The following is an 18,819-nucleotide window of genomic DNA, read 5'->3' on the forward strand; positions in this document are numbered from 1 at the left end:
ACCCCGGGGGCGGGGGCCGCCCCTCCGGGGGCCCCCCCCGGGCCTGACACCCTCCCGCGCCCCCGCACCCCGCCGGTGGCCGCCCCGGCTGGTGACCGGCGAGTACGCGGCTAGCCTGGTGGAGGGGCCGCACGCCGAGGTGGTGGGTCATGTCCGAGAGCGACCGGTACTGGACCGCGGGGAACTGGCACGTGTCGGAGGGCCGGGAGGACGAGTTCATCGAACGCTGGACCGCCTTCATGACCTGGACCGATGCGGCGGTCGGCGGCTTCCTCTCCGCCCGCCTGGTCCGTGACACGGCCGACCCCGCGCACTTCGTCTCCTTCGCGTCCTGGCGGGACCCGGAGGCCATCGGCATCTGGCAGCGCAAACCCGATTTCCACGAGCTCTTCGGCGAGTGCCGCGCGCTGTGCGACGACGTCGACGCGGGCGGCTACGTCCTCGCCGCCGACGTCCGGCCCCGGCCTTAGGGGGTGTCCTGCCCGGGTGGACCCTCAGTAGCCCGCGTCGGCACGGCCCGAGTCCGCCGAGATGTCCAGCCGGCCCGGCGCCGCGGGGTCGTGCAGTCCGGGCGCGACGTCGCAGCGGCCCGTCCCCGCCCGGGCCGTCACCCGCAAGCGGGTGGCCGTCGGCACGGTCAGCCGGATCCGCCCCGCGCCCGCCCAGGCGGTGACCCGGTCCGGCGGGGCGGCGAAGCGCGCGACGGCGTAGCCCGCCCCCGCCCGGAGGTCCGCCTGCGGCGAGGTGAGCCCGGAGGCTTCGAGGGAGCCGGAGCCGACGCTCGCCCGCAGCGGTCCGCGCAGCGCGGTGAGCAGCAGCTGCCCGGCACCGACCTCGGCGTCGACGGCGCCGGCGAGCCCGCTGACGGACACCGTGCCGGAGCCCGCCGTCACCTTGACCGGGATGCTGGCGGGCACGGTGACGTCCAGGTCGACCGAGCAGCCCAGGCCGGATTCCACGAGGGCTCCGGCCTCCGGGCAGCGCGGCGTCAGCTTCAGGGTGTCGCCGAGCCAGCTCTCCTCGATCCGCGGGGCGGTCAGCGACCAGCGCACGTCGGCCCGGTAGACCACCTGCCCGTCGGAGCGGGGCGTGACGCGCACGTCGGCGCCGCCCGCCTCGATCTCCACGGCGGACACCGCCCGTTCGCCGCTGGCTCCGCTCAGCGTGCCGTGCTCGGTGGACGCGTACGCCCAGCCCTGCCAGGCGGCCGGAACGACGACGAGCACCGCGCCCAGGGCGGCGGCCACGGTCCACGCCACCCGCTGCGGACGCCACCGGGCCGGGCCGGCGGCGCCGCTCACGAGACGCCGTCCAGGAACCGCAGGACCGCGAGGACCCGCCGGTGGTCACCGTCGGCCTGCGGCAGGTCGAGCTTGGCGAGGATGTTGTTGATGTGCTTGGCGACCGCGCTCTCGCTGATGACGAGCCCGGCCGCGATCCCCGCGTTGGAGCGCCCCTCGGCCATCAGGGCGAGCACCTCGCGCTCGCGCGGGGTGAGCCGTTCCAGCGGGTCGGCGCCCCCGCGGCGCAGCAGCAGCTGCGAGACGACCTGCGGGTCGAGGGCGGTGCCTCCGGCCGCGACCCGCTTGACGGCGTCGATGAACTCCTCCACATCGGCGACCCGTTGTTTGAGCAGGTACCCGACGCCGCCCGCCCGGCCCGTCAGCAGGTCGGCGGCGTAGCGCTCCTCCACGTACTGCGAGAGCAGCAGGACCGCGGTGCCCGGCCACTCCTGGCGGATCATCAGGGCCGCGCGCACGCCCTCGTCGGTGAAGCCCGGGGGCATCCGGACGTCGACCAGGGCGAGGTCCGGCCGGTGTTCGCAGACGGCGGCCAGCAGGGCCTCGGCGTCCCCCGTCTCGGCGGCCACCTCGAATCCGGCCATTTCGAGGACCTTGACCAGCCCTATTCGCAGCAGCACCGAATCCTCGGCGATCACAGCCCGCACGGCAGCTCCACAGTCACGACGGTCGGGCCCCCGAGGGGGCTGTTGATCAGCATGCTTCCGTCGACCGACCCTACGCGTTTGCGCAGGCCCACCAGCCCGGTGCCCCCGGCCGGGTCCGCGCCGCCGACCCCGTCGTCGGTGACGGTGACGCGCAGCAGGTCGGCGTCGCGCCGGACCTCCACGCGGCAGCGGGCGGCCCTGGCGTGCTTGGCGACGTTGGCGAGGGCCTCGGAGACGACGAAGTAGGCGACGGCCTCGACGGTGGGTCCGGGCCGGTGCGCGAGGTCCACGGTCAGTTCGACGGGCAGGGGCGCCCGGGCCGCGATCCCGGAGAGGGCCGCGTCGAGTCCCCTGTCCTCCAGGACCGCCGGATGCAGGCCGCGCACCAGGTTGCCGAGCTCCTCGATCGCCTCCTTGGCCTCGCGGTGGGCCTCGTCGATCACGGCCTTCGCCTCGGGCGGCAGATCGGTCAGCGTGGCGCGGGCGATGCCGAGGTTCATGGCGAGGGCGACCAGGCGCTGCTGGGCGCCGTCGTGCAAGTCCCTTTCGATCCTGCGGCGTTCGAGGTCGGCGGCGTCGAGGACGCCGGCCCGGCTCTCGGCGAGGTCCTCGACCCGGCGTTCCAGTTCCCTGGCCCGGTTGGGCCCGAGGAGCGCGGCCGCGACGAAGGCGTCGACCCGGGCGAGGGCGGCGGCGAGCCAGGGGGTGGCGAGCAGCAGCAGGCCGCCGCACACGGTGATCACGTCGTAGTCCCGGGTCCACCCCATGCCGCGCTCCTCGACGGGGAGCATCCAGGCCCAGGCGTACACGGAGGCGCAGGCGGCCCCGGACGCCCAGGCGAGGACGATCAGCGCGCCGCCGACGCCCGCGAGCGGGCTGACCAGCAGGTGGTAGACGTACTGCCGCCAGGTCGACTCGGAGCGCAGCCGTTCGAGCAGTCCCCGCGGGCTCAACGGCCGGTGCTCGTGGACGACGGCCGGTATCTCCCGCTCCAGCAGCTCCCGGAACCTGCTGCGCTGGAGCAGGGTGAACAGCGGGCCGAGGAGCAGCACCGCGAGGAGGGCGGGAGCGGCCCGTCCCGGCGCCGCCGCCGTGTACGCGAAGGCGGCCGCGGCGGGCAGGGCCATCGGGATCGCGGCGGCCGTGAAGGCGGTGTTCCGCCAGGCCCGCGCGGACCAGGGCGCGTGGTCGGCGAGTCGGCGTGTGGTACGCCGCAGCGCCCCTGAAAGTCCCATGCCCGTACGGTAATCGCACTGTTCGGGGCCGCTCCACCACGCTGGTGCCCGCCCGGTGGTGTAGCCAGTGCCACCCCCGGTTCGGACGGTGCCGCTACTGATTCCGGTCCGGCGCGCGACCAGAGTGGTCGTCGTACCGGGGGACGGACCGCCGGACCGGAAGGAGATCCACCGCCATGACGCTCGTCGCCCCGCACCGCATGCCCCGTCCGGCCACGCTGCTCACCGGCGCCGGGGTGGCGCTGCTGCCGTGGATGGCGGTGCTGGCGAGGACGCTGCCGCAGAGCGCGGAGGTCTCGAACTGGGCCACCGCCTGGATCGGGCTGGACGCCCTGCTGGCCGCCGGGCTGACCGGCACGGGGCTGCTGCTCGGGCGCCGCGATCCGCGGGCGGCGTCGCTGGCCGCGGCGACGGCGGCGCTGCTGGTGGTGGACGCCTGGTTCGACGTGACGACCGCGACCGGCGGCGGCGCCCGGGCTACGGCCGTGGCCCTGGCCGTGTGCGCGGAGCTGCCGCTCGCGGCGGTCTGCGCGGCGGTGGCGGCCCGCCGCCCGGTGTTCTAGCGTCGGAAGGGCGGGGTGACCGATGCGCCGAGCCGGCCCCTCCCCCGGGAGTGCCCGCGCCGCGCCGCCCCGCCCGTGGTCCGGCGCACCGGCGGGCCGCGTGACCGACCGAGAGAGCAGGTGCATCCGCATGCGTCCGTCGGCCCGTATCCCCGGCATCCTCGCCGGTTTCGTCCTCGCCGCAGGTGGCGCCTTCTTCGCCGCCCCGCCCGCCGGCGCGGCCGCCCCCACCAGCGTCCAGCAGTGCGAACAGTACGTCGCACAGCACGGCAAGCAGGTCAAGGACGGCGTGGGGCAGGCGTGCTACGAGGGGCAGATCGGCAACCAGACCAGCTGCGCCGCGAGCCTCCAGGCGATCGGCTACTCCGCGGACGTCGCGTCCGGCGCCTGCCGCGCGGCCCATTAGGGGACCGCCGCACGTCAGACCGGGTGGCCGTCGGCATCGGTGGGTTCCCTCTGGGTGGAGAACCTGGAGACGAAGACGTCGAAGAGGCCGTCGGGGCGGCGCGTCAGTGTGGCCCCGTCCTGCCAGATGCCGTTGTCCGGCCACCACTGGCTGCCGTAGGGGTCGCCCTGGTTCTGGTGGATGTTGTGCATGCCGAGCCCCTCGTCGAACGGCTCGCCGAAGACCAGGACCCGCCGGCCCGGGACGAGGATCGGCTCCAGGGCCTGGGAGGCCTCCAGGTACGAGCCCGTCATCCAGGGCCGGGGCGGCTTCAGCCGGTCCAGGATCCGCTGGACCCACTGCGGCGGGTGGCCGCCCAGCAGACAGCCGGGGCGGTCCGCGAGCGCGGGGTGCCGGAGGTAGTCGAGCGCGCCCGATCCGGAGGTGCGGGCGAGGTCGTGGTACCCGGGGGCCGGCGAGGCGACGGGGTCGAGCACCGAGGCGTGCAGGGTGAAGACCTTCCACTGGACGCCGGTCGCGGACTGCTTGCTGTCCACGTCGACGGCGCACGCGTAGCGGCCGGCCGGTGCGTCGACCTCCAGGTGGACGTGGAACCAGCGGCCCTGGTCGTCGGGCCGGTCGCGGAAGTGGCGGTGCAGGGTTCCGGACAGCACTCCGTAGTTTTCGAGCGGCATGCCGCCAGTGAACCACCCGCCCCGCCCGGCGGCGGGCGCCGCGCGCCCGCGGGCGTGTCCGCACGATCCCCCACCCATGGCGAACACTTGACGGAACGTTGACTCCTTGCGGAGCGAGCCGCCCCGGGCCCGGTGGCTACGGTCCCTCCCATGCCCCTACCTCCTCCCCTCCCGGTCCTCCCGTACCGCAAGCCGACCCGCGGGCGCGACTACTGGGTCCTGGACGACGTACTGCCGGACCCGGCCGCCGTACGGGAGCGCTGCCTGGCCAAGGACGACTGGACCGAGGGATACCCGCACAAGCCCGAGAGCTGGCCGGGACTGCGTGCCATGCCGGGTCTGGAGCCGGATGAACTGGCCCTGGTGGAACGGCTGGTGCGCAAGTCGACCGGAGCCCCGAGGATCTGGTCCGAACGGCCGGCGGGCGGCGGTACGTTCAACCACAACTGCGTCCAGGTCGTCGGCGAGGGCGAATCCGAGCCCCGTCCGCACACCGACTCGCGGAGCCTGTGCCGCTACGCCGCCGTGCTCTACCTCAACCCGGGCGTGCCGAAGGACTGCGGGACCAGCTTCTACCGCCAGAGCCTGCCCGGCGGCGCCCTGGGCGGCAACCAGGTGATCGCGCCGCACAACAACCTGGTCGACGCGCTCGGCACCCGCTTCGTCTCCCCGGACGCCTTCACCGAGGACGTACGGGTCCCCCACCGCGCCAACCGGCTGCTGCTCTACTCCGCGAACCTGATCCACAGCGCCACCGGCTACTGGGGCAAGACCCTGGAGGAGAAGCGCATGACGGCCGTCTTCTTCTGGAAGGCCTAGCACGACAACACGCGCTGCCGTCCCGCGCGCGTCGCGGACGGCTCGGGCGGGTTCGGGCCCGGCCGCCGCCGCGTGAGGGGACGGCGACGGCCGGAGTGTGAGGGGCGGGGAGAATCCCCGCGCCGTCCTGGCGGGGGCGGTTCACCGACCGCCGTGGTGCGGGTCCCCTTCCCCGTCGGCAGCCGGTCCCGTCGCGCCGGTTCCCTTCGCCGCCCGCGTGGTGGAGAGGCCCAGGGCGTAGCCCCCACAGAGGACGAACGTGGCCGACCACTGGGCCCAGGTGGAGGCCAGGAGCCGGTCGGCCACGATCAGCGCGACGGCCAGTGCGGCGGTCATGAGGACGGGCTTGAGCATGAGGTCGGCTCCGGGTCAGACGAGTGAGGTCAGGCAGCCCGTGACGCCGGCGGCGACCACACTGGTGGCGATCTTCTCGGCCACTTCCTTGTTGACGCGGCCGACGACCAGAGCGCCCGCGCCGCCTATCCCCGCCTTGATCAGGCAGTTCTTGACCATGTCGGTCATCTTCTTGCTCGCGATGAGGGACTGGCAGTCGTTCTTGTCCTTCTTCCACATGCACATCGAGCGGCGTTCGCCGATCGGGTCCACCTGGGCGACGGTGGCGGCCTTGCCCGCCGCGGGGTTTGACGGAGTGTCGGCCAGGGCGGTGCCGGTGCCTGCGATCAGGGCTCCGGTCAGGAGAACGGGCGTCAGGGCGAGGGCGGCGGTGCGGCGGAAGTGGGTGTTCATGTGGTGTGCCGTGCTGCTTTCTGATCGGTCGGACGGGCCGTGACCCCCTGGCCGGTCCCCTGTGCACTCGCACCCGGGACCGGGACCGGCTGGCCGGCCCGTCCGGGGTGTCGGTCAACTCCTCCACTGTCGCCGGGGAGATGACGCCCGGACATCCGATGTTCGGAGCCGCCCCACCTCCGCTCGGGGGGTGGCCGCCCGGACGGGGCCGTGCACCGCGGGCACGGGGAACCCGCTGCCGGCCCCGTTCCCCGGAGGGGGCCGCGGCCGAGCCCGGCGGGGCACCCCCGCCGATCGGAGGGGACCTCAGCCACCCCTCCCTGACCTGCGAATAGTTTGGAAGTATTCCTTTACAATCACCTCCCATTAGTCGACATTTCTCCGAGAGGCCGACCGTGGGCGGTATGCAGGGAGGGAGCGCGCTGCGCGTCGTGCTGGTCGACGACGAGGCACTGATGCGTTCCGGGCTGCAGATGATCCTGTCGAGTTCCCCCGGCATCGCCGTGGTGGGCACCTGCGACGGACCCGCCGCGCTGGAGACCGTCGGCCGTCTGCAGCCGGACATCGTGCTGCTCGACATCCAGATGCCCGGCATGGACGGCCTCGCCGTGCTGGATGCACTGCGCGCACTGCCCCGACCGCCGGTGGTGGCCATGCTGACCGCGTTCGGCTACGACGACTACGTACGGACGGCACTGCACCAGGGAGCGGCGGGCTACCTGCTCAAGGACACCGAGCCCGAGCAACTGGTGCGTGAGGTGCACGGGCTGGCCGCCGGGAAGCGGCCGCTGTCGTCATCGGTGACCCCGGCCGTCGTCGACGGCTACCTCGCCCGCACCGCCGGGACAGCCGAGTCGGCGGCCCTGGTGGCGGCGCTGACGGCCCGGGAACGCGCCGCTCTGGTGCTGCTCGGCCATGGGCTGACCAACGCGCAGATAGCCCGTCGCCTGCACGTCGCTCCCAGCACGGCGAAGGACCACGTCAGCGCTCTGATGGCCAAGCTCGGGCGGACCAACCGCGCCCAGGCGGCGGTGCTCGCCGAACGCGCGGGCCTCCTGGACGCGCGGACCGGCCCGGATCCCCGCGGAGACGGGGCGTGACGGGCGGTCGCACGACGGGGCGGTTCCAGCGGCTGGTCTGGCTCCTGTTCGGGGTCGGCGGTTCCGCATCCCATTGCTGGTCCGGCGCGTACCACCTGTTCCGGGCCGACACCGCCTGTCCCGTGGTGGAGACGGTGATCCTGGTGGTGGTCCCGCTCGTCATGCTCGCCGCGCACCGCTTTCCCCTGCCGGTCTTCTTCGCCGCGCTGTCCTGCCTGTACGCCGGCACCTGCTACGCGTCGGTGGCCGCCCTCTATCCGGTCGCGCTGGCCGCCGACCGCCGCTGGGTGGCGCCCGCGTGCGCGCTCGCCTTCACCGTCGTCCGGCAGACGACCGCGCACCGCCTGACCCTGGACTCCGGCCTCCCGTCGAACGTCATCCACGTCATCGCCTTCCTGTGGTCGCTGGTTCCGCCGGTCCTGCTCGGCGCGTTGAACCGGGCCCGGGCCGAGCTCGCCGTCCGGCTGACCGACCTCGAAGCGGTGCGCGAACGTGAACGCACCCTGCTGGCCGAGCAGGTGCTGGCGACCGAACGCGCACGGCTGGCCCGCGACATGCACGACACCGTCGCCCACCGGGTCAGCCTGATCAGCGTGCAGAGCGCCGCCCTCCAGCTCACCACCACCGACCCCGAGGTCCGCGGTACGGCCGCGGCCCTGCGCAGGCTCGCGGCCGACACCCTGGCCGAACTGCGCCAGATGCTCGGTGTCCTGCGGGCCGGCGCCGGCACCACCGGCGGCCGGCTCCCCGAGCCCAGGCTGCGCGACGTGCCCCAGCTCGTCAACGACAGCCACCTCGACGTCGAGCTCACTCTGGAGACACCGATCGCCGGCCCCCTGGCCGCCCGCTGGCCCGACGCCGTCCACGGCGCGGTGTTCCGTACGGTCCAGGAGAGCCTGACCAACGCCCGCAAGCACGCGCCCGGCGCCCCCATAGCGGTCCGGCTGTACGACACCGGCCGTCAGTTGCACCTCGACGTCCACAACGGGCCCTCCGCGGCCCACGTGCCGCGTCCCGAACTCCCTTGCAGCGGTTACGGCCTGACCGGCCTGCGCGAACGCGCACGGCTGGCAGGCGGCACCCTCACCGCCGGCCCCACGGATGACGGCGGCTACCTTCTGCGTGCCCGCTACCCGGCCCCGCCCACGTGACGATGCGTTCCGCCCCGGGTGCCGCCGCCTGGGCCGGGACCGCGGGGACCCGTACCGGTTGCGCGGACATCCGGCGGATGTCGTGCACGGCGCGCCGCAGGCCGGTGCGCAGCCGGCGGCCCAGGGGACGCTCTATCAGCCGGTGGACGAGCCAGGCGAGCACCACCATGAACGCGGTCACGCCCAGGACGAGGGGGACGGGCCGCACGTCGTGGCGGAAGTGGTGGATGAACGTCAGCCCGGCCATCATGTGGATCAGGTACAGCGGATAGGTCAGCGCTCCCGCGTGCCGCAGCCAGCGCCACCGGACGCGGTCGAAGGCACCGAGGGCGATCCCGGCCATGACGAGGAACCCGCAGGCGATGACGGTGTGGGCCGGCCAGAGCGGTGTGTGCGCGGCGACGCCGCGCCCCAGGTTGCTGATCATGCGGCCCTGGACGTAGCTCTGCGCGAGGACGAACTGGAGGCCGGCGATGCCCCACAGGACGGCATTGGGCCCGAACCGGCGCATGAGGTGGAAGGCGATCCCGGCGATGAAGTACGGCGAGAACGTCGGGATCGCGAAGAAGGACAGCAGTCCGCTGCCGGCGGTGGGCGCCACCACGCCGGCCACGGTCCAGACCGTGCAGAAGAGCACGCAGTTGCGGTAGGTGACACCGCGCACCACGACCAGCGCGAACAGGGCGTAGAACTTCAGCTCGACGAAGAGGGTCCAGTAAGCGTCGTCGATGTGCGGCACCTTCATGCCGCCCTGGAGCATCGACAGGTTCACCACGACGTCGCTGAACGCCTTGACCCCGCGCACCTCCGGCCAGGCGAACAGGACGCCGGCCGTGAACAGGACGGCCGCCCAGTAGGCGGGAAAGAGGCGTGAGATGCGGGAGGCGGCGAACTCGCCCACTCCGCGGTCCCAGGCGCTCATGCAGATGACGAACCCGCTGACGACGAAGAAGATCTCGACGCCCAGCCAGCCGTACGCGGCGCAGGCGCTCGCGACGGGGAAGACGGAGGCGGCCGGTTCTCCCCAGCCGCTGTCGAGCGCCAGGTAGTGGTAGCACAGGACGGCCAGTGCGGCGACGATCCGGACGCCGTCCAGGGCGGCCAGGCGGGCGCCGTCGCCCGGCACGGCCCCCGGCCCGGGGTGTCCGATGGCTCTCGACGCGCTCATACCGTGGTGGCCGCTTTCCTGGGTGACTGTCTGATGAACAGATTTGATCAACCGGCACCCTACCGGGCACCCCCGACGGCCCCCCTGGCCCGCCGGACGAGGTGTGACGGAAGTCTGACGAACGGCCCCCGGGCCTGGTGCGGGGGCGCCGGCGGTGGTCGAATCGGCCCGTGAGCACCGCACCTGCACCCGCACCCCCGCCCCGGCGGCCTGACCCCGACCCCGACGGCCACGGCACACCGATCGGACGCCGCCTCGTCCTCGGCATGGTCGGGCTCGGTGCGGCCGGGCTGGTCACCGCCCCGTACCTGCAGGGCGGCTTCGAGGCGTTCCTCGGCGCCGCCGCCGACAAGGACCCCACCGGCCTCACCGGCCTGCTGCCGAACGGCGGCGGGTTCCGCTACTACTCGGTGGCCTCCTCCGTCCCCGAGCGCGGCCCCGAGAACTACCGGCTCACCGTGGACGGCCTGGTCGAGCGCCCGACGACGTACACCCTCGACGCGCTGCGGCGGCTTCCGCAGACCCGGGTGGTACGGGACGTCCAGTGCGTCACCGGCTGGCGGGTGCCCGGCACCCCCTTCGAGGGAGTGCCGCTGGCGCGGCTGCTCGACGCCGCGGGGGTGCGGCCGCAGGCCCGGGCCGTGCGCTTCAGCTGCTTCGACGGCACGTACACCGAGAGCCTGACCCTCCCCCAGGCCCGCCGGGACGACGTCATGGTGGCGCTGCGCATGCAGGACGAACCGCTGGGCCATGCGCACGGCGGTCCGGTCCGGCTGTACGTCGCCCCCATGTACTTCTACAAGTCGGCGAAGTGGCTCTCCGGCATCACCGTCACCCGTGACGTCGAACCCGGCTACTGGGAGCGCCTCGGCTACGACGTCGACGCCTGGGTCGGCCGGTCGAACGGACGCGACGATGCCCCGACCGTCTGAGCCCGCGCAGTCCGGACCGGCATCCTCCGGACCCGCACTGCCCGAGGCCGCACCCTCCGGATCCGCACCCTCCGGATCCGCACCCTCCAGATCCGCACCCTCCGGATCCGCGCCGCCCGGGGCCGCACCGTCGAAGGCCGCACCGCGGCGTTCCGGGCGCGTCCGCCGGTTCAGCCCTGCCGAGCGGTGGATCCACCGGGCCACGGCCGCGCTGATGGGCCTGTGCGTCGCCTCGGCCGCCTGCCTGTACCTGCCCGCGCTCGCCGAACTCGTCGGCCGCCGGCACCTGGTCGTCACCGTGCACGTCTGGTCCGGCCTGCTGCTCGCCGTGCCGTTCCTGCTGGGGCTCGCCTCGCGGGCCTTCCGCGCCGACCTGCGGCGCCTGGGCCGCTTCGGGCCGCACGACCGGGTCTGGCTGCGGGCCGCCCTGCGGCGCGACCGCGTCACCGCGCGGCCCGCCGGGAAGTTCAACGCCGGGCAGAAGGTGTACGCGGGCTGGCTGGCCGGGGCGGTGCTGGTGATGACGGGCACCGGCGCGCTCATGTGGTGGACCGGCCTGGTCCCCCTCGTGCAGCGCACCGCCGCCGTCTTCGTCCACGACTGGCTGGCCCTTGCCGTCGGTCTCGTGCTCGCCGCGCACATCGGCAAGGCCCTGGCCGACCCGGAGGCGCGCCGCGGGCTGCGCACCGGCTCCGTCGGCCGGGCCTGGGCGGAGCGCGAGCACCCGCTGTGGCAGCCCGAGCAGCCCGAGCAGACCGAGCAGACCGAGCAGACCGAGCAGCCTGCACCGGCCGGGCCGGCCGAGACGCACGGGGGATGACCCCGCGGAGCCGGCCGCCGGCCCCGCGGAGGCCGTTCGGCGTCAGCCGCGGTCGCGCACGGCGACGATGCCGTTGAAGACACCGACGTACGCGGTGCCGTCGGGGCCGAGGGTGATCGGTGCCCAGTTGTTGTCGTACAGCGGCCCGGTGCCGGTCAGCTGCCGCCAGCGGCGCTCACCGGTACGGAAGTCCACCGCCGTGAGGTACCAGGCGTCGATCCCCCAGGCGTTGGGCTCCTTCTCGTAGAAGTAGAGCAGCCCGTTCCCGGTGGAGAGCTTCGGAACGACGGAGGGCGAGCGGATCGCGCTCTGCCACACCGTGTCGCAGCCGCTGCCGTCGGCGCGGACGTCGATCCGGCTGACCCCGCCGACGACCGACTTGCCGAGCAGCAGGCTGGTGAGGTTCTCGTAGCCGTAGTTGTTCTCGACGACGATGCTGTTGCCCCAGGTGATCAGGGAGTTGTCGGTGGTCGAGGCGCCGCTGCCGAACACCGGCACCGTGCAGACCAGCCGCCGGTCGGCCGGGACGTCCGTGCCCCGCCGGTAGACCAGGACGTTCATCCGGTCGTCCGCGTTGTCGGTGATGGCGACGTAGCCGTCGCCGAAGAGGTCCGGGGTGGTGCCCGAACCCTGGTTCACGGAGCCGGGTTTGGTTCCCGTACCGCGGTCGTAGGTCTGGCGCCACTGCACTTCGGGGGTGCCGTCGGCGGCGGCGCGGAAACCGTAGAGGGCGTGGTCGGAGACGATCGACACACCGTCCCGGGCGACCGAGAAGGAGTTCTGGATCTCCTCGCCCGGGAGCCGGATCGAGCGGATCTGCGCGGTCCGCGGGTCCACGGTGCCCACGCGTCCCTGGCGGGTGACCCACCAGATGCGGCCGTCCCAGTCGGGCATCACGGAGGTCACGGGGTCGCAGGTGCCGCTGGGCCGCAGGTTGGTCCAGGTGACGCAGTCGTGCGGGACCTGGCCGGTGAGGTCCCAGTCGTCGTCGACGGCGAACGTCCAGCTGCCGTCAGGGCGCTGGGCGTGCGAGAGGCGCAGGATGTGCTGGCGCGAGTCGGCGAGGACGGCCCGGTCCTGGTCGTCCAGGTAGAAGTAGGCGCCGCCCGAGGTGTCCTTGAAGATCTTCGAGAAGTCGAGGGAGGTGATCGCCTCGACCGTCGAGGAACGCTGCGGGAGCTGGTGTTCCGCGAGCGTGGCCAGCGTACGGGGGTCCAGGAGCTTGACCTTGAAGCCGGTGAAGGTGCCGCAGACGGTGACCAGCCGGCCGCCCGCGTCGAAGGTGGCGGTGGCGCACTCGCCGCCCAGGGCCGCGATCTTCTCGCTGGTCACCTGCGGGTTCCGGCCGAGCGGCCCGGACCACGGGGAGGTGGCGCTGCCCCCGGCGTCGGAGTGCATGCCGCTGCGGCCGTTGGGCGCGAGGAAGGGGTGCTGGGGCGGGGCTTCGCCGGGCAGCGGGGCGGGGGCCGCGGGGGCGCCGTCGTAGTGGCTGACCAGGCGGTGGCCGGGGGCCTGGGGTATCGACTCGGCCTGGGCCGGGGAGATCCCGTACATCGCGGTGAAGACGATGAGGGCGGGGACCACGGCGCAGTTCAGTGCTCTTCGGAACATCCGGAGTTCCTCCATTCCCTTCAGTTTTATTGACAGTGCGTATGACGTCGCGCCGCCGCCAGACGCTAGATCGCCCGGCCTGAGGAGTCCATGGAAGAGCGGGATGATTCATGAAGGCGCAACAGTCGGTCAGGGCGGGCCTCCCGGCCGCCTACGGGCGCAGGGCCGAGACCACGTCGGCCGTGGCCGACAGCCCGTCGTGGATGGTCGCCGCCATGCTGCTGCTCGCGAGGTAGAAGCCGAGCAGCACGCAGACGAGCGCGTGGGAGAACTTGAGGCCGCCGCTGCGCATGAAGATCCACGCGAGGGTGAGGAGCAGGACGACAAGGGAGAGCGAGATCACCATCGTTACCTCCTGAGGGCGCCGCCCATCGTGGCGCAGGAGGGGGTGCCTTCGGGCGAAACCCGTGTCCGCCGTACGGGTGTTGACCGTCCGTGACGGGCGATCGGTGCTTGACGATCTCGTCGCGGACCGGTCGGCGCGGGCGCGGTACCAGGGCGCGGACCGGACGGGCGCGTTGCGGCGCGGCGTGGCCGGAAGGAGACGAATCCGGTCACATCGGCCGGACGTGGGAGCCCGCGGTGCGCAGGCCGTGCACAGGCCTTGCCGCGCCGCCCGCACCCGTGCCATATATGTCTAGACCATTCACGAGGAAGCGGAAGCCCGAGGAAGGCCCCCCGTGCGACGCACCGCCCCCCTGCTCGCCCTCTGCCTGACCGCGGCCGGGCTCGCCGCCTGCTCATCGGCCGACACCAGGCCCCCGGCGGCGCCGGCCGGGATCACCGCACAGGCCGGCAGCGCCACGTCCGTGCACGTCATGTGGCAGGCGGCGGCCCCGGCCGACGGAGTGACCAACTACCAGGTGTTCCAGGCGGGGCGGCTGGTGCGCGAACTGCCCGCCGACAAGACGATGGTGGACATCACCGGCCTCACCCCGCAGACCGCCTACGCCTTCACGGTCCGGGCCCGGGACGCCGCCGGGAACACCTCCGGCCCGAGCGCGTCCGCCGCGGCCACCACCCCGGCGGCCAAGGCCGAGGACCACCGGGCCCCCACCGCCCCGGCCCGCACGACGGGCCGCGCGGACGGCCCCCGGGCCGCCACCCTGTCCTGGTCCGCGGCGAGCGACGACACCGGCGTCACCGCGTACGACGTCTACCAGGGCGGCGTCCGCATCCACACGGCCGGTCCCGGCGAGAGCGCCACCACCCTGACCGGCCTCCAGCCGGACACCGTCTACACCTTCACCGTCCGGGCCCGCGACGGAGCGGACAACTCCTCCCCCGACGGCCCGCCGGTGGAGGTGACCACCCCGCCCTCCGCCGGGCAGGGACCGGGCACCGCGCCCACCGAGCTCACCGCGACCGCCTCCCCCGGCGCCGTCACCCTGACCTGGACGGCCCCGGACACCGGCCGCCCGACCGCCGAGTACGAACTCCACGTCAACGGAAGGCCCGTCACCGTCATCCAGTTCGGCGCCGGCGCCGTGCCCCCCTCCGGGGCCGCCCGGGTGGAGTACCGGCTCACGGTGACCGAACCGGCCGGCACGCGGTGGACGCTCAAGCTCCGCGCCCGGCTGCCCGACGGCAACTGGGGGGCCTTCTCGGCGGAGCGCGGCATCCTACTCGTGCCCTGAGGCGTGCGGCGGGCGTCCCGGCAACGTGACAGCAATCCGGACGGAACGGCACGGCCGAACGAGAAGATCGCGCACAATACATCCGTGTTCGGTGAGTACGCGTTCAACACAGACCACCCGGATTCCGCGGAATCCGACGAAGATTCCGAGTCGGAACCCGCCGTCCCCCCGGGGAACCTGCCGCCCGATCCGGGGGGCTTCATCGGCCGTGAGAACGAACTCGCGGAACTCCACTGCCTGTTGCGCTCCCGCCGGCTGATCACCCTGACCGGGGTGGGCGGCGTCGGCAAGTCGCGCCTCGCGCTGCGGGCCGCGGGCGACCCCGAGCAGGCCCGGCCGGACGGGGTCTGGTGGGTGGCCCTCTCGCCCCTGCGCGACCCCGGCCTGCTCACGACGACCGTCGCCCACGCCGTCGGACTCGCCGACCACTCCTCCCGCCCCCTGGACGAGGAGCTGTGCGCGTGGATGGCCGACAGGGAACTGCTCCTCGTCCTCGACACCTGCGAGCACATGGTGGCCGAATGCCGCCACCTCGTGGGTGAACTCCTGCAGTCCGCACCCGGACTGACGATCCTGATCACCTCCCGGGAACCGCTCGCCAGCCCCTGCGAGAGGGTCGTCGAGGTCTGCCCGCTGCCCTGCGACGGGCCCGACAGCGATGCCCTCGCCCTGTTCCGCGCCCATGCGGTCGCCGCGTCCCCGCAGGCCGCCGCCGCCTTCGCCGACCCCGGGCGGGCCGGTCTCGCGGCCGAGGTGTGCCGCCGCCTCGACGGGATCCCGCTGGCCCTGGAACTCGCCGGGGCCCGGCTGCGGTTGTGGACCCTGGAGCAGATGGCGCAGCGCCTCGGCGCCCGCTTCGCCGTGCTGTCCGACACCCGGCCCGTCCTCCAGCACCGGCACCGGACGATGCGGACCGCGATCGGCTGGAGCCACGAGCTGTGCGAACCGGTGGAACGGCTGCTGTGGGCCCGGCTGTCCGTCTTCACGGGGGACTTCGACGTCGCCGCGGCCCGGGCGGTGTGCGCGGGCGGTCCGCTGCCGGCCTCCCGCGTCGAGCGGGTGCTCTCGGGCCTGGTCGCGAAGTCCGTCGTGCGGCGCTCCGTGGAGCGGGGCGCGGGCGCCCGCTACCGGATGCTGGACACCATCCGCGAGTACGGCCACGACTGGCTGGCCGAGCTCGGCGAGGTGCAGACCGTCGCCGACCGGCACGCCCACTGGTACGCGGCGCTCAGCCAGGCCGCCGACCGGGGGTGGCTGAGCCCGGAACAGGTGGACTGGTACCGCAGGATGACCGCCGAGCACGCCCAGCTGCGGACGGCACTGGAGCACCTCCTCGGCGCCGATCCGGCGGCCGCGCTCGACATGGCCGGGGCCCTGTGGTTCTTCTGGTTCTCGTGCGGACACGTGCACGAAGGCCGAGGGTTCCTCGAGCGGGCCCTGCGCACGGCTCCGGGCACGGGCGCCGCGTACACCCAGGCGCTGTGGGCCCTCGGGCTGACCGCCCTGCTCCAGGGGGACATGGACGCGGCCCTCGAGCTGGGCGACGAATGCACCCGCGCGGCGGCCCGGCTGGCGGATCCCGAGCCGGAGCTGCGCGCGGCGTACCTGCACGCGGTGTCGGTGCTGATGCCCGGGGACCCCGTACGGGCGCTGGAGCTGGCGGGCCCCCGGGCGCGGGCCGGGCACGGTGGCCGGAGCAGCGGGCCGGGCTGGCTCCTGTGCCGGCTGGCCACCGGCTACGCCCTGTGCGACCTGGGGCGCTTCGAGGAGGCCGCCGAGGAGGCGCGGGGACTGCGGGAAGCCTGCGCCGAGCTGGGCGAGCGCTGGCTGCGGGCGTACGCGGACTACGTGCTGGCCGTCGCGGCGCTCGGGCTCGGCCACCACGGTGAGGCGGCACGGCACGTACGGGCGATGCTCTCCGGCAAGCGGCTGCTCGGCGACCGGTTCGGCATCGCACTGGGCCTGGACGTCCTCGCGGCGGCGGTGGCGGCCCTGGGCGACGGCGAACTCGCGGCCCGGCTGCTGGGCACCGGGCACGCCTGGTGGCGCACCGTCGGCAGGCCGCAGATGGGCTCACCCTCGCTGACGGCCCTGCGGGACCAGGGCGAGCGGCAGGCCCGCGCGGCGATCGGGGACGCTGCCTACGAGGCAGCTTTCCTGGGCGGGACCGCAGCGCCCACCGGCTGAATTCCGGCCGGTGGGGCGGCGTAACGTCGGGGCTCCCGTCAGTACGGGAGGGGTCTGCCCGACGGTGTGCGCAGGTCCAGGTCTCGGGGTGCGGGCTTGGGGACGGGCTTGCGGATCAGCTGCTGGCGCATGCGGCCTCCTCGCTCAGACCAGGGCCGGGCGGCGGGGTTCCACCGCACGGCCGTCGGGGAGCAGCTCACCGGTGTCATCGAAGATCACCAGGCCGTTGCAGAGCAGACTCCAGCCCTGTTCGGGGCGGAAGGCCACGGTGCGGGCGGCGTCGTGATCGGCGTCGTCGGCGGACGGGCAGGGGGGCTGGTGGGAGCACATGGCGCACCTCCTCGCAGAGTGGGGCGGGAGGGCCGGTGGTCACCCGGTCGAATCCGCGATCCACGGTGGCGGTGAGTATTACTGATCGCCGCCCCCGGACGGAACCCATATCGGGGGTCCAGTTCAGGGTGTGTATGCCCGCTTACCATGCGCTCATGCCCGGTATCCGGATCGTTCACCGAACCCCCCTACCGCCCGCCGAGGCCTGGCGGCGGGTCACGGACTGGGAACGGCACGGCGCACAGGTCCCGCTCACGCGGACGATCATCGGGACGGCGCCGCCCACGCGCGTCGGAACGCGCTTCACGGCGCGCACGGGAGTGGGGAGGATCACGTTCGACGACCCCATGGAAGTCGCGCTCTGGCGGCCCCCGGCCGACGCCTCGCCGGGGCTGGTCCGGCTGGAGAAGCGCGGCCGCGCGGTCACGGGCTGGGCGGAGATCGGGGTCCGCCCCGGTCCGGCCGGCGGATCGGTGGTGGAGTGGCGCGAGGAACTGCACGTGCGCGGGCTGGGCCGTCGCTTCGACCCGCTGGTCGCGGCGGCCGGCCGGCTCCTGTTCGCGCGGGCCCTCGCCCGGCTGCTGCGGGGGTGACGGCGCGGGCTAGGGTGCCGTGATCATCGAGCACCCGTCGATCACCGCGAGACCGAGGAGAAACCGTGGCCACTCCGCCACCGCAGCACGGCGCCGGCCCGTACCACCCGTACGCCCCGCAGCAGGGCGGCCCCCACGGCCCGTACCCGGTGCCGCAGCAGTGGGGCCCGTACGGCCCCCACCCGGCGGCGGGCGCCCCGGTCGGCTGCCGCCTGTGCGGGGCCGAGCCGGCGGCGCGGGCCACCGTACGGGGGCACCAGGGCATGCTCGTCCTGATGCGGTTCCTGCGCCAGGAGGGGCCGTTCTGCCGCGACTGCGGGCTCGCGACCTACCGCAGGATGTCCGCGGACACGCTGTGGCAGGGCTGGTGGGGCCCGCTGTCGGTGTTCATCACGCCCGTCACCCTGCTGCTGAACTTCGGCGCCCGGGCGCGCTTCCTGCGGCTCGCTCCCCCGGCGGGCGCCATCCTGCCCACCCTGGACCCGGGCAAGGCGCTGTGGCGGCGCCCGCCGGCGCTGGTCTTCCTCGTGGCGGCCGTGCTCCTCGCCTTCACGCCGCCCACCCTCCTGCTGCTGGGCCTGACGCTGTCCGGGGACGACAAGCCGCCCGCGCTGATCACGGGGCAGTGCGTGCGCAACGAGGGCGACTGGCAGGACCAGAAACTGCTGGTCACGGACTGTGGCTCGCCGCTCGCGCAGTACCGGGCCACCCGGCCCGCGGACGCGCCCGGCGGCGACTGCGCCCCGCGCGACTTCCTCGCCGAACTGCAGTACAGCGAGGACGGGAACCACCTCACCTGCCTCACACCGCTGCGCTGACAGGCCGGGGGGGCCCCCCCGCCCCCCCCCGCCCGGGCGCGGGCGCCCCCCCCGCCCCCCGCCCCCCGGCGCGGGCCCGC

The 18,819-nt window shown here is 74.0% G+C and carries 22 protein-coding genes; 12 read left to right on the forward strand and 10 right to left on the reverse strand.

Annotated elements, in window-relative coordinates; all coding sequences use genetic code 11:
• Window positions 1–149 precede the first annotated feature (149 nt).
• Entirely contained in the window at window positions 150–470 is a 321-nt protein-coding gene (locus ACFXA3_RS10570) for an antibiotic biosynthesis monooxygenase family protein (protein ID WP_385184742.1), read from the forward strand.
• Window positions 471–494: 24 nt separating this feature from the next.
• On the opposite strand, the gene ACFXA3_RS10575 is transcribed toward ACFXA3_RS10570, so the two are convergent.
• The 3 genes from ACFXA3_RS10575 to ACFXA3_RS10585 are packed head-to-tail and all read right to left on the reverse strand — an operon-like array spanning window position 495 to window position 3,183.
• The gene (locus tag ACFXA3_RS10575; RefSeq protein ID WP_385184745.1) at window positions 495–1,301 is read right to left on the reverse strand and encodes a hypothetical protein; all 807 of its coding nucleotides are present in this window, start codon (window positions 1,299–1,301) and stop codon (window positions 495–497) included.
• Window positions 1,298–1,948, reverse strand: coding sequence for a response regulator (locus ACFXA3_RS10580; RefSeq protein WP_385184749.1), 651 nt, complete (start codon window positions 1,946–1,948; stop codon window positions 1,298–1,300). Before ACFXA3_RS10580 ends, ACFXA3_RS10575 begins: the two co-directional genes overlap by 4 nt.
• The gene (locus ACFXA3_RS10585; RefSeq protein ID WP_385184752.1) at window positions 1,936–3,183 is read right to left on the reverse strand and encodes a sensor histidine kinase; all 1,248 of its coding nucleotides are present in this window, start codon (window positions 3,181–3,183) and stop codon (window positions 1,936–1,938) included. Before ACFXA3_RS10585 ends, ACFXA3_RS10580 begins: the two co-directional genes overlap by 13 nt.
• Before the next feature lie 176 nt (window positions 3,184–3,359).
• Here ACFXA3_RS10585 and ACFXA3_RS10590 point away from each other — a divergent pair, with 176 nt between their 5' ends.
• Window positions 3,360–3,746: a hypothetical protein gene (locus ACFXA3_RS10590; RefSeq protein ID WP_385184755.1), complete on the forward strand. Its 387-nt coding sequence runs from the start codon at window positions 3,360–3,362 to the stop codon at window positions 3,744–3,746.
• Window positions 3,747–3,876: 130 nt separating this feature from the next.
• The gene (locus ACFXA3_RS10595; protein ID WP_385184758.1) at window positions 3,877–4,152 is read left to right on the forward strand and encodes a hypothetical protein; all 276 of its coding nucleotides are present in this window, start codon (window positions 3,877–3,879) and stop codon (window positions 4,150–4,152) included.
• A 14-nt stretch (window positions 4,153–4,166) separates the two neighbouring features.
• Here the strand turns inward: ACFXA3_RS10595 and ACFXA3_RS10600 are convergent, their stop codons facing one another.
• Window positions 4,167–4,826, reverse strand: coding sequence for a DUF2278 family protein (locus ACFXA3_RS10600; protein WP_385184761.1), 660 nt, complete (start codon window positions 4,824–4,826; stop codon window positions 4,167–4,169).
• Between the two features lie 150 nt (window positions 4,827–4,976).
• On the opposite strand from ACFXA3_RS10600, the gene ACFXA3_RS10605 reads away from it, so the two are divergent.
• Window positions 4,977–5,645 carry a DUF6445 family protein gene (locus ACFXA3_RS10605; protein ID WP_385184763.1) on the forward strand — a complete coding sequence of 223 codons (669 nt, stop codon included), beginning with the start codon at window positions 4,977–4,979 and terminating at the stop codon, window positions 5,643–5,645.
• A 141-nt stretch (window positions 5,646–5,786) separates the two neighbouring features.
• Here the strand turns inward: ACFXA3_RS10605 and ACFXA3_RS10610 are convergent, their stop codons facing one another.
• Together ACFXA3_RS10610 and ACFXA3_RS10615 are read right to left on the reverse strand one after the other, a co-directional pair.
• On the reverse strand, window positions 5,787–5,999 hold the full coding sequence (locus tag ACFXA3_RS10610; protein WP_385184766.1) for a hypothetical protein: 213 nt from the start codon (window positions 5,997–5,999) through the stop codon (window positions 5,787–5,789).
• Between the two features lie 15 nt (window positions 6,000–6,014).
• A complete protein-coding gene (locus ACFXA3_RS10615) occupies window positions 6,015–6,392 on the reverse strand; it encodes a hypothetical protein (RefSeq protein ID WP_385184768.1) in 378 nt (125 codons plus the stop codon).
• Between the two features lie 404 nt (window positions 6,393–6,796).
• Here ACFXA3_RS10615 and ACFXA3_RS10620 point away from each other — a divergent pair, with 404 nt between their 5' ends.
• Together ACFXA3_RS10620 and ACFXA3_RS10625 are read left to right on the forward strand one after the other, a co-directional pair.
• A complete protein-coding gene (locus ACFXA3_RS10620) occupies window positions 6,797–7,492 on the forward strand; it encodes a response regulator (protein ID WP_385184771.1) in 696 nt (231 codons plus the stop codon).
• On the forward strand, window positions 7,489–8,643 hold the full coding sequence (locus ACFXA3_RS10625) for a sensor histidine kinase (RefSeq protein ID WP_385184774.1): 1,155 nt from the start codon (window positions 7,489–7,491) through the stop codon (window positions 8,641–8,643). Before ACFXA3_RS10620 ends, ACFXA3_RS10625 begins: the two co-directional genes overlap by 4 nt.
• On the opposite strand, the gene ACFXA3_RS10630 is transcribed toward ACFXA3_RS10625, so the two are convergent.
• Window positions 8,576–9,811: an acyltransferase family protein gene (locus ACFXA3_RS10630; protein WP_385184777.1), complete on the reverse strand. Its 1,236-nt coding sequence runs from the start codon at window positions 9,809–9,811 to the stop codon at window positions 8,576–8,578. The two genes, ACFXA3_RS10625 and ACFXA3_RS10630, sit on opposite strands and share 68 nt — an antisense overlap.
• Before the next feature lie 266 nt (window positions 9,812–10,077).
• On the opposite strand from ACFXA3_RS10630, the gene ACFXA3_RS10635 reads away from it, so the two are divergent.
• Together ACFXA3_RS10635 and ACFXA3_RS10640 are read left to right on the forward strand one after the other, a co-directional pair.
• Window positions 10,078–10,743, forward strand: a complete 666-nt coding sequence (locus ACFXA3_RS10635; protein ID WP_385184798.1) for a molybdopterin-dependent oxidoreductase — start codon at window positions 10,078–10,080, stop codon at window positions 10,741–10,743.
• 37 nt (window positions 10,744–10,780) lie between these two features.
• Entirely contained in the window at window positions 10,781–11,563 is a 783-nt protein-coding gene (locus tag ACFXA3_RS10640; RefSeq protein ID WP_385184801.1) for a cytochrome b/b6 domain-containing protein, read from the forward strand.
• A gap of 42 nt (window positions 11,564–11,605) precedes the next feature.
• Here ACFXA3_RS10640 and ACFXA3_RS10645 read toward each other — a convergent pair whose 3' ends face one another.
• Both ACFXA3_RS10645 and ACFXA3_RS10650 read right to left on the reverse strand, forming a co-directional pair.
• Window positions 11,606–13,174, reverse strand: coding sequence for a hypothetical protein (locus ACFXA3_RS10645; protein ID WP_385184780.1), 1,569 nt, complete (start codon window positions 13,172–13,174; stop codon window positions 11,606–11,608).
• 151 nt (window positions 13,175–13,325) lie between these two features.
• A complete protein-coding gene (locus ACFXA3_RS10650; RefSeq protein WP_385184782.1) occupies window positions 13,326–13,520 on the reverse strand; it encodes a hypothetical protein in 195 nt (64 codons plus the stop codon).
• A gap of 334 nt (window positions 13,521–13,854) precedes the next feature.
• Here ACFXA3_RS10650 and ACFXA3_RS10655 point away from each other — a divergent pair, with 334 nt between their 5' ends.
• Both ACFXA3_RS10655 and ACFXA3_RS10660 read left to right on the forward strand, forming a co-directional pair.
• A complete protein-coding gene (locus ACFXA3_RS10655; RefSeq protein WP_385184786.1) occupies window positions 13,855–14,811 on the forward strand; it encodes a fibronectin type III domain-containing protein in 957 nt (318 codons plus the stop codon).
• An 84-nt stretch (window positions 14,812–14,895) separates the two neighbouring features.
• Entirely contained in the window at window positions 14,896–16,998 is a 2,103-nt protein-coding gene (locus ACFXA3_RS10660; protein ID WP_385184789.1) for an ATP-binding protein, read from the forward strand.
• 144 nt (window positions 16,999–17,142) lie between these two features.
• On the opposite strand, the gene ACFXA3_RS10665 is transcribed toward ACFXA3_RS10660, so the two are convergent.
• The gene (locus ACFXA3_RS10665) at window positions 17,143–17,328 is read right to left on the reverse strand and encodes a DUF5999 family protein (protein WP_327282244.1); all 186 of its coding nucleotides are present in this window, start codon (window positions 17,326–17,328) and stop codon (window positions 17,143–17,145) included.
• Between the two features lie 155 nt (window positions 17,329–17,483).
• Here ACFXA3_RS10665 and ACFXA3_RS10670 point away from each other — a divergent pair, with 155 nt between their 5' ends.
• Window positions 17,484–17,921, forward strand: a complete 438-nt coding sequence (locus ACFXA3_RS10670) for an SRPBCC family protein (protein WP_385184792.1) — start codon at window positions 17,484–17,486, stop codon at window positions 17,919–17,921.
• Between the two features lie 65 nt (window positions 17,922–17,986).
• The gene (locus ACFXA3_RS10675; RefSeq protein ID WP_385184795.1) at window positions 17,987–18,739 is read left to right on the forward strand and encodes a hypothetical protein; all 753 of its coding nucleotides are present in this window, start codon (window positions 17,987–17,989) and stop codon (window positions 18,737–18,739) included.
• Window positions 18,740–18,819: the final 80 nt, after the last annotated feature.

This window comes from Streptomyces sp. NPDC059456, from assembly GCF_042750055.1.
In the GTDB taxonomy this organism is placed as follows: domain Bacteria; phylum Actinomycetota; class Actinomycetes; order Streptomycetales; family Streptomycetaceae; genus Streptomyces.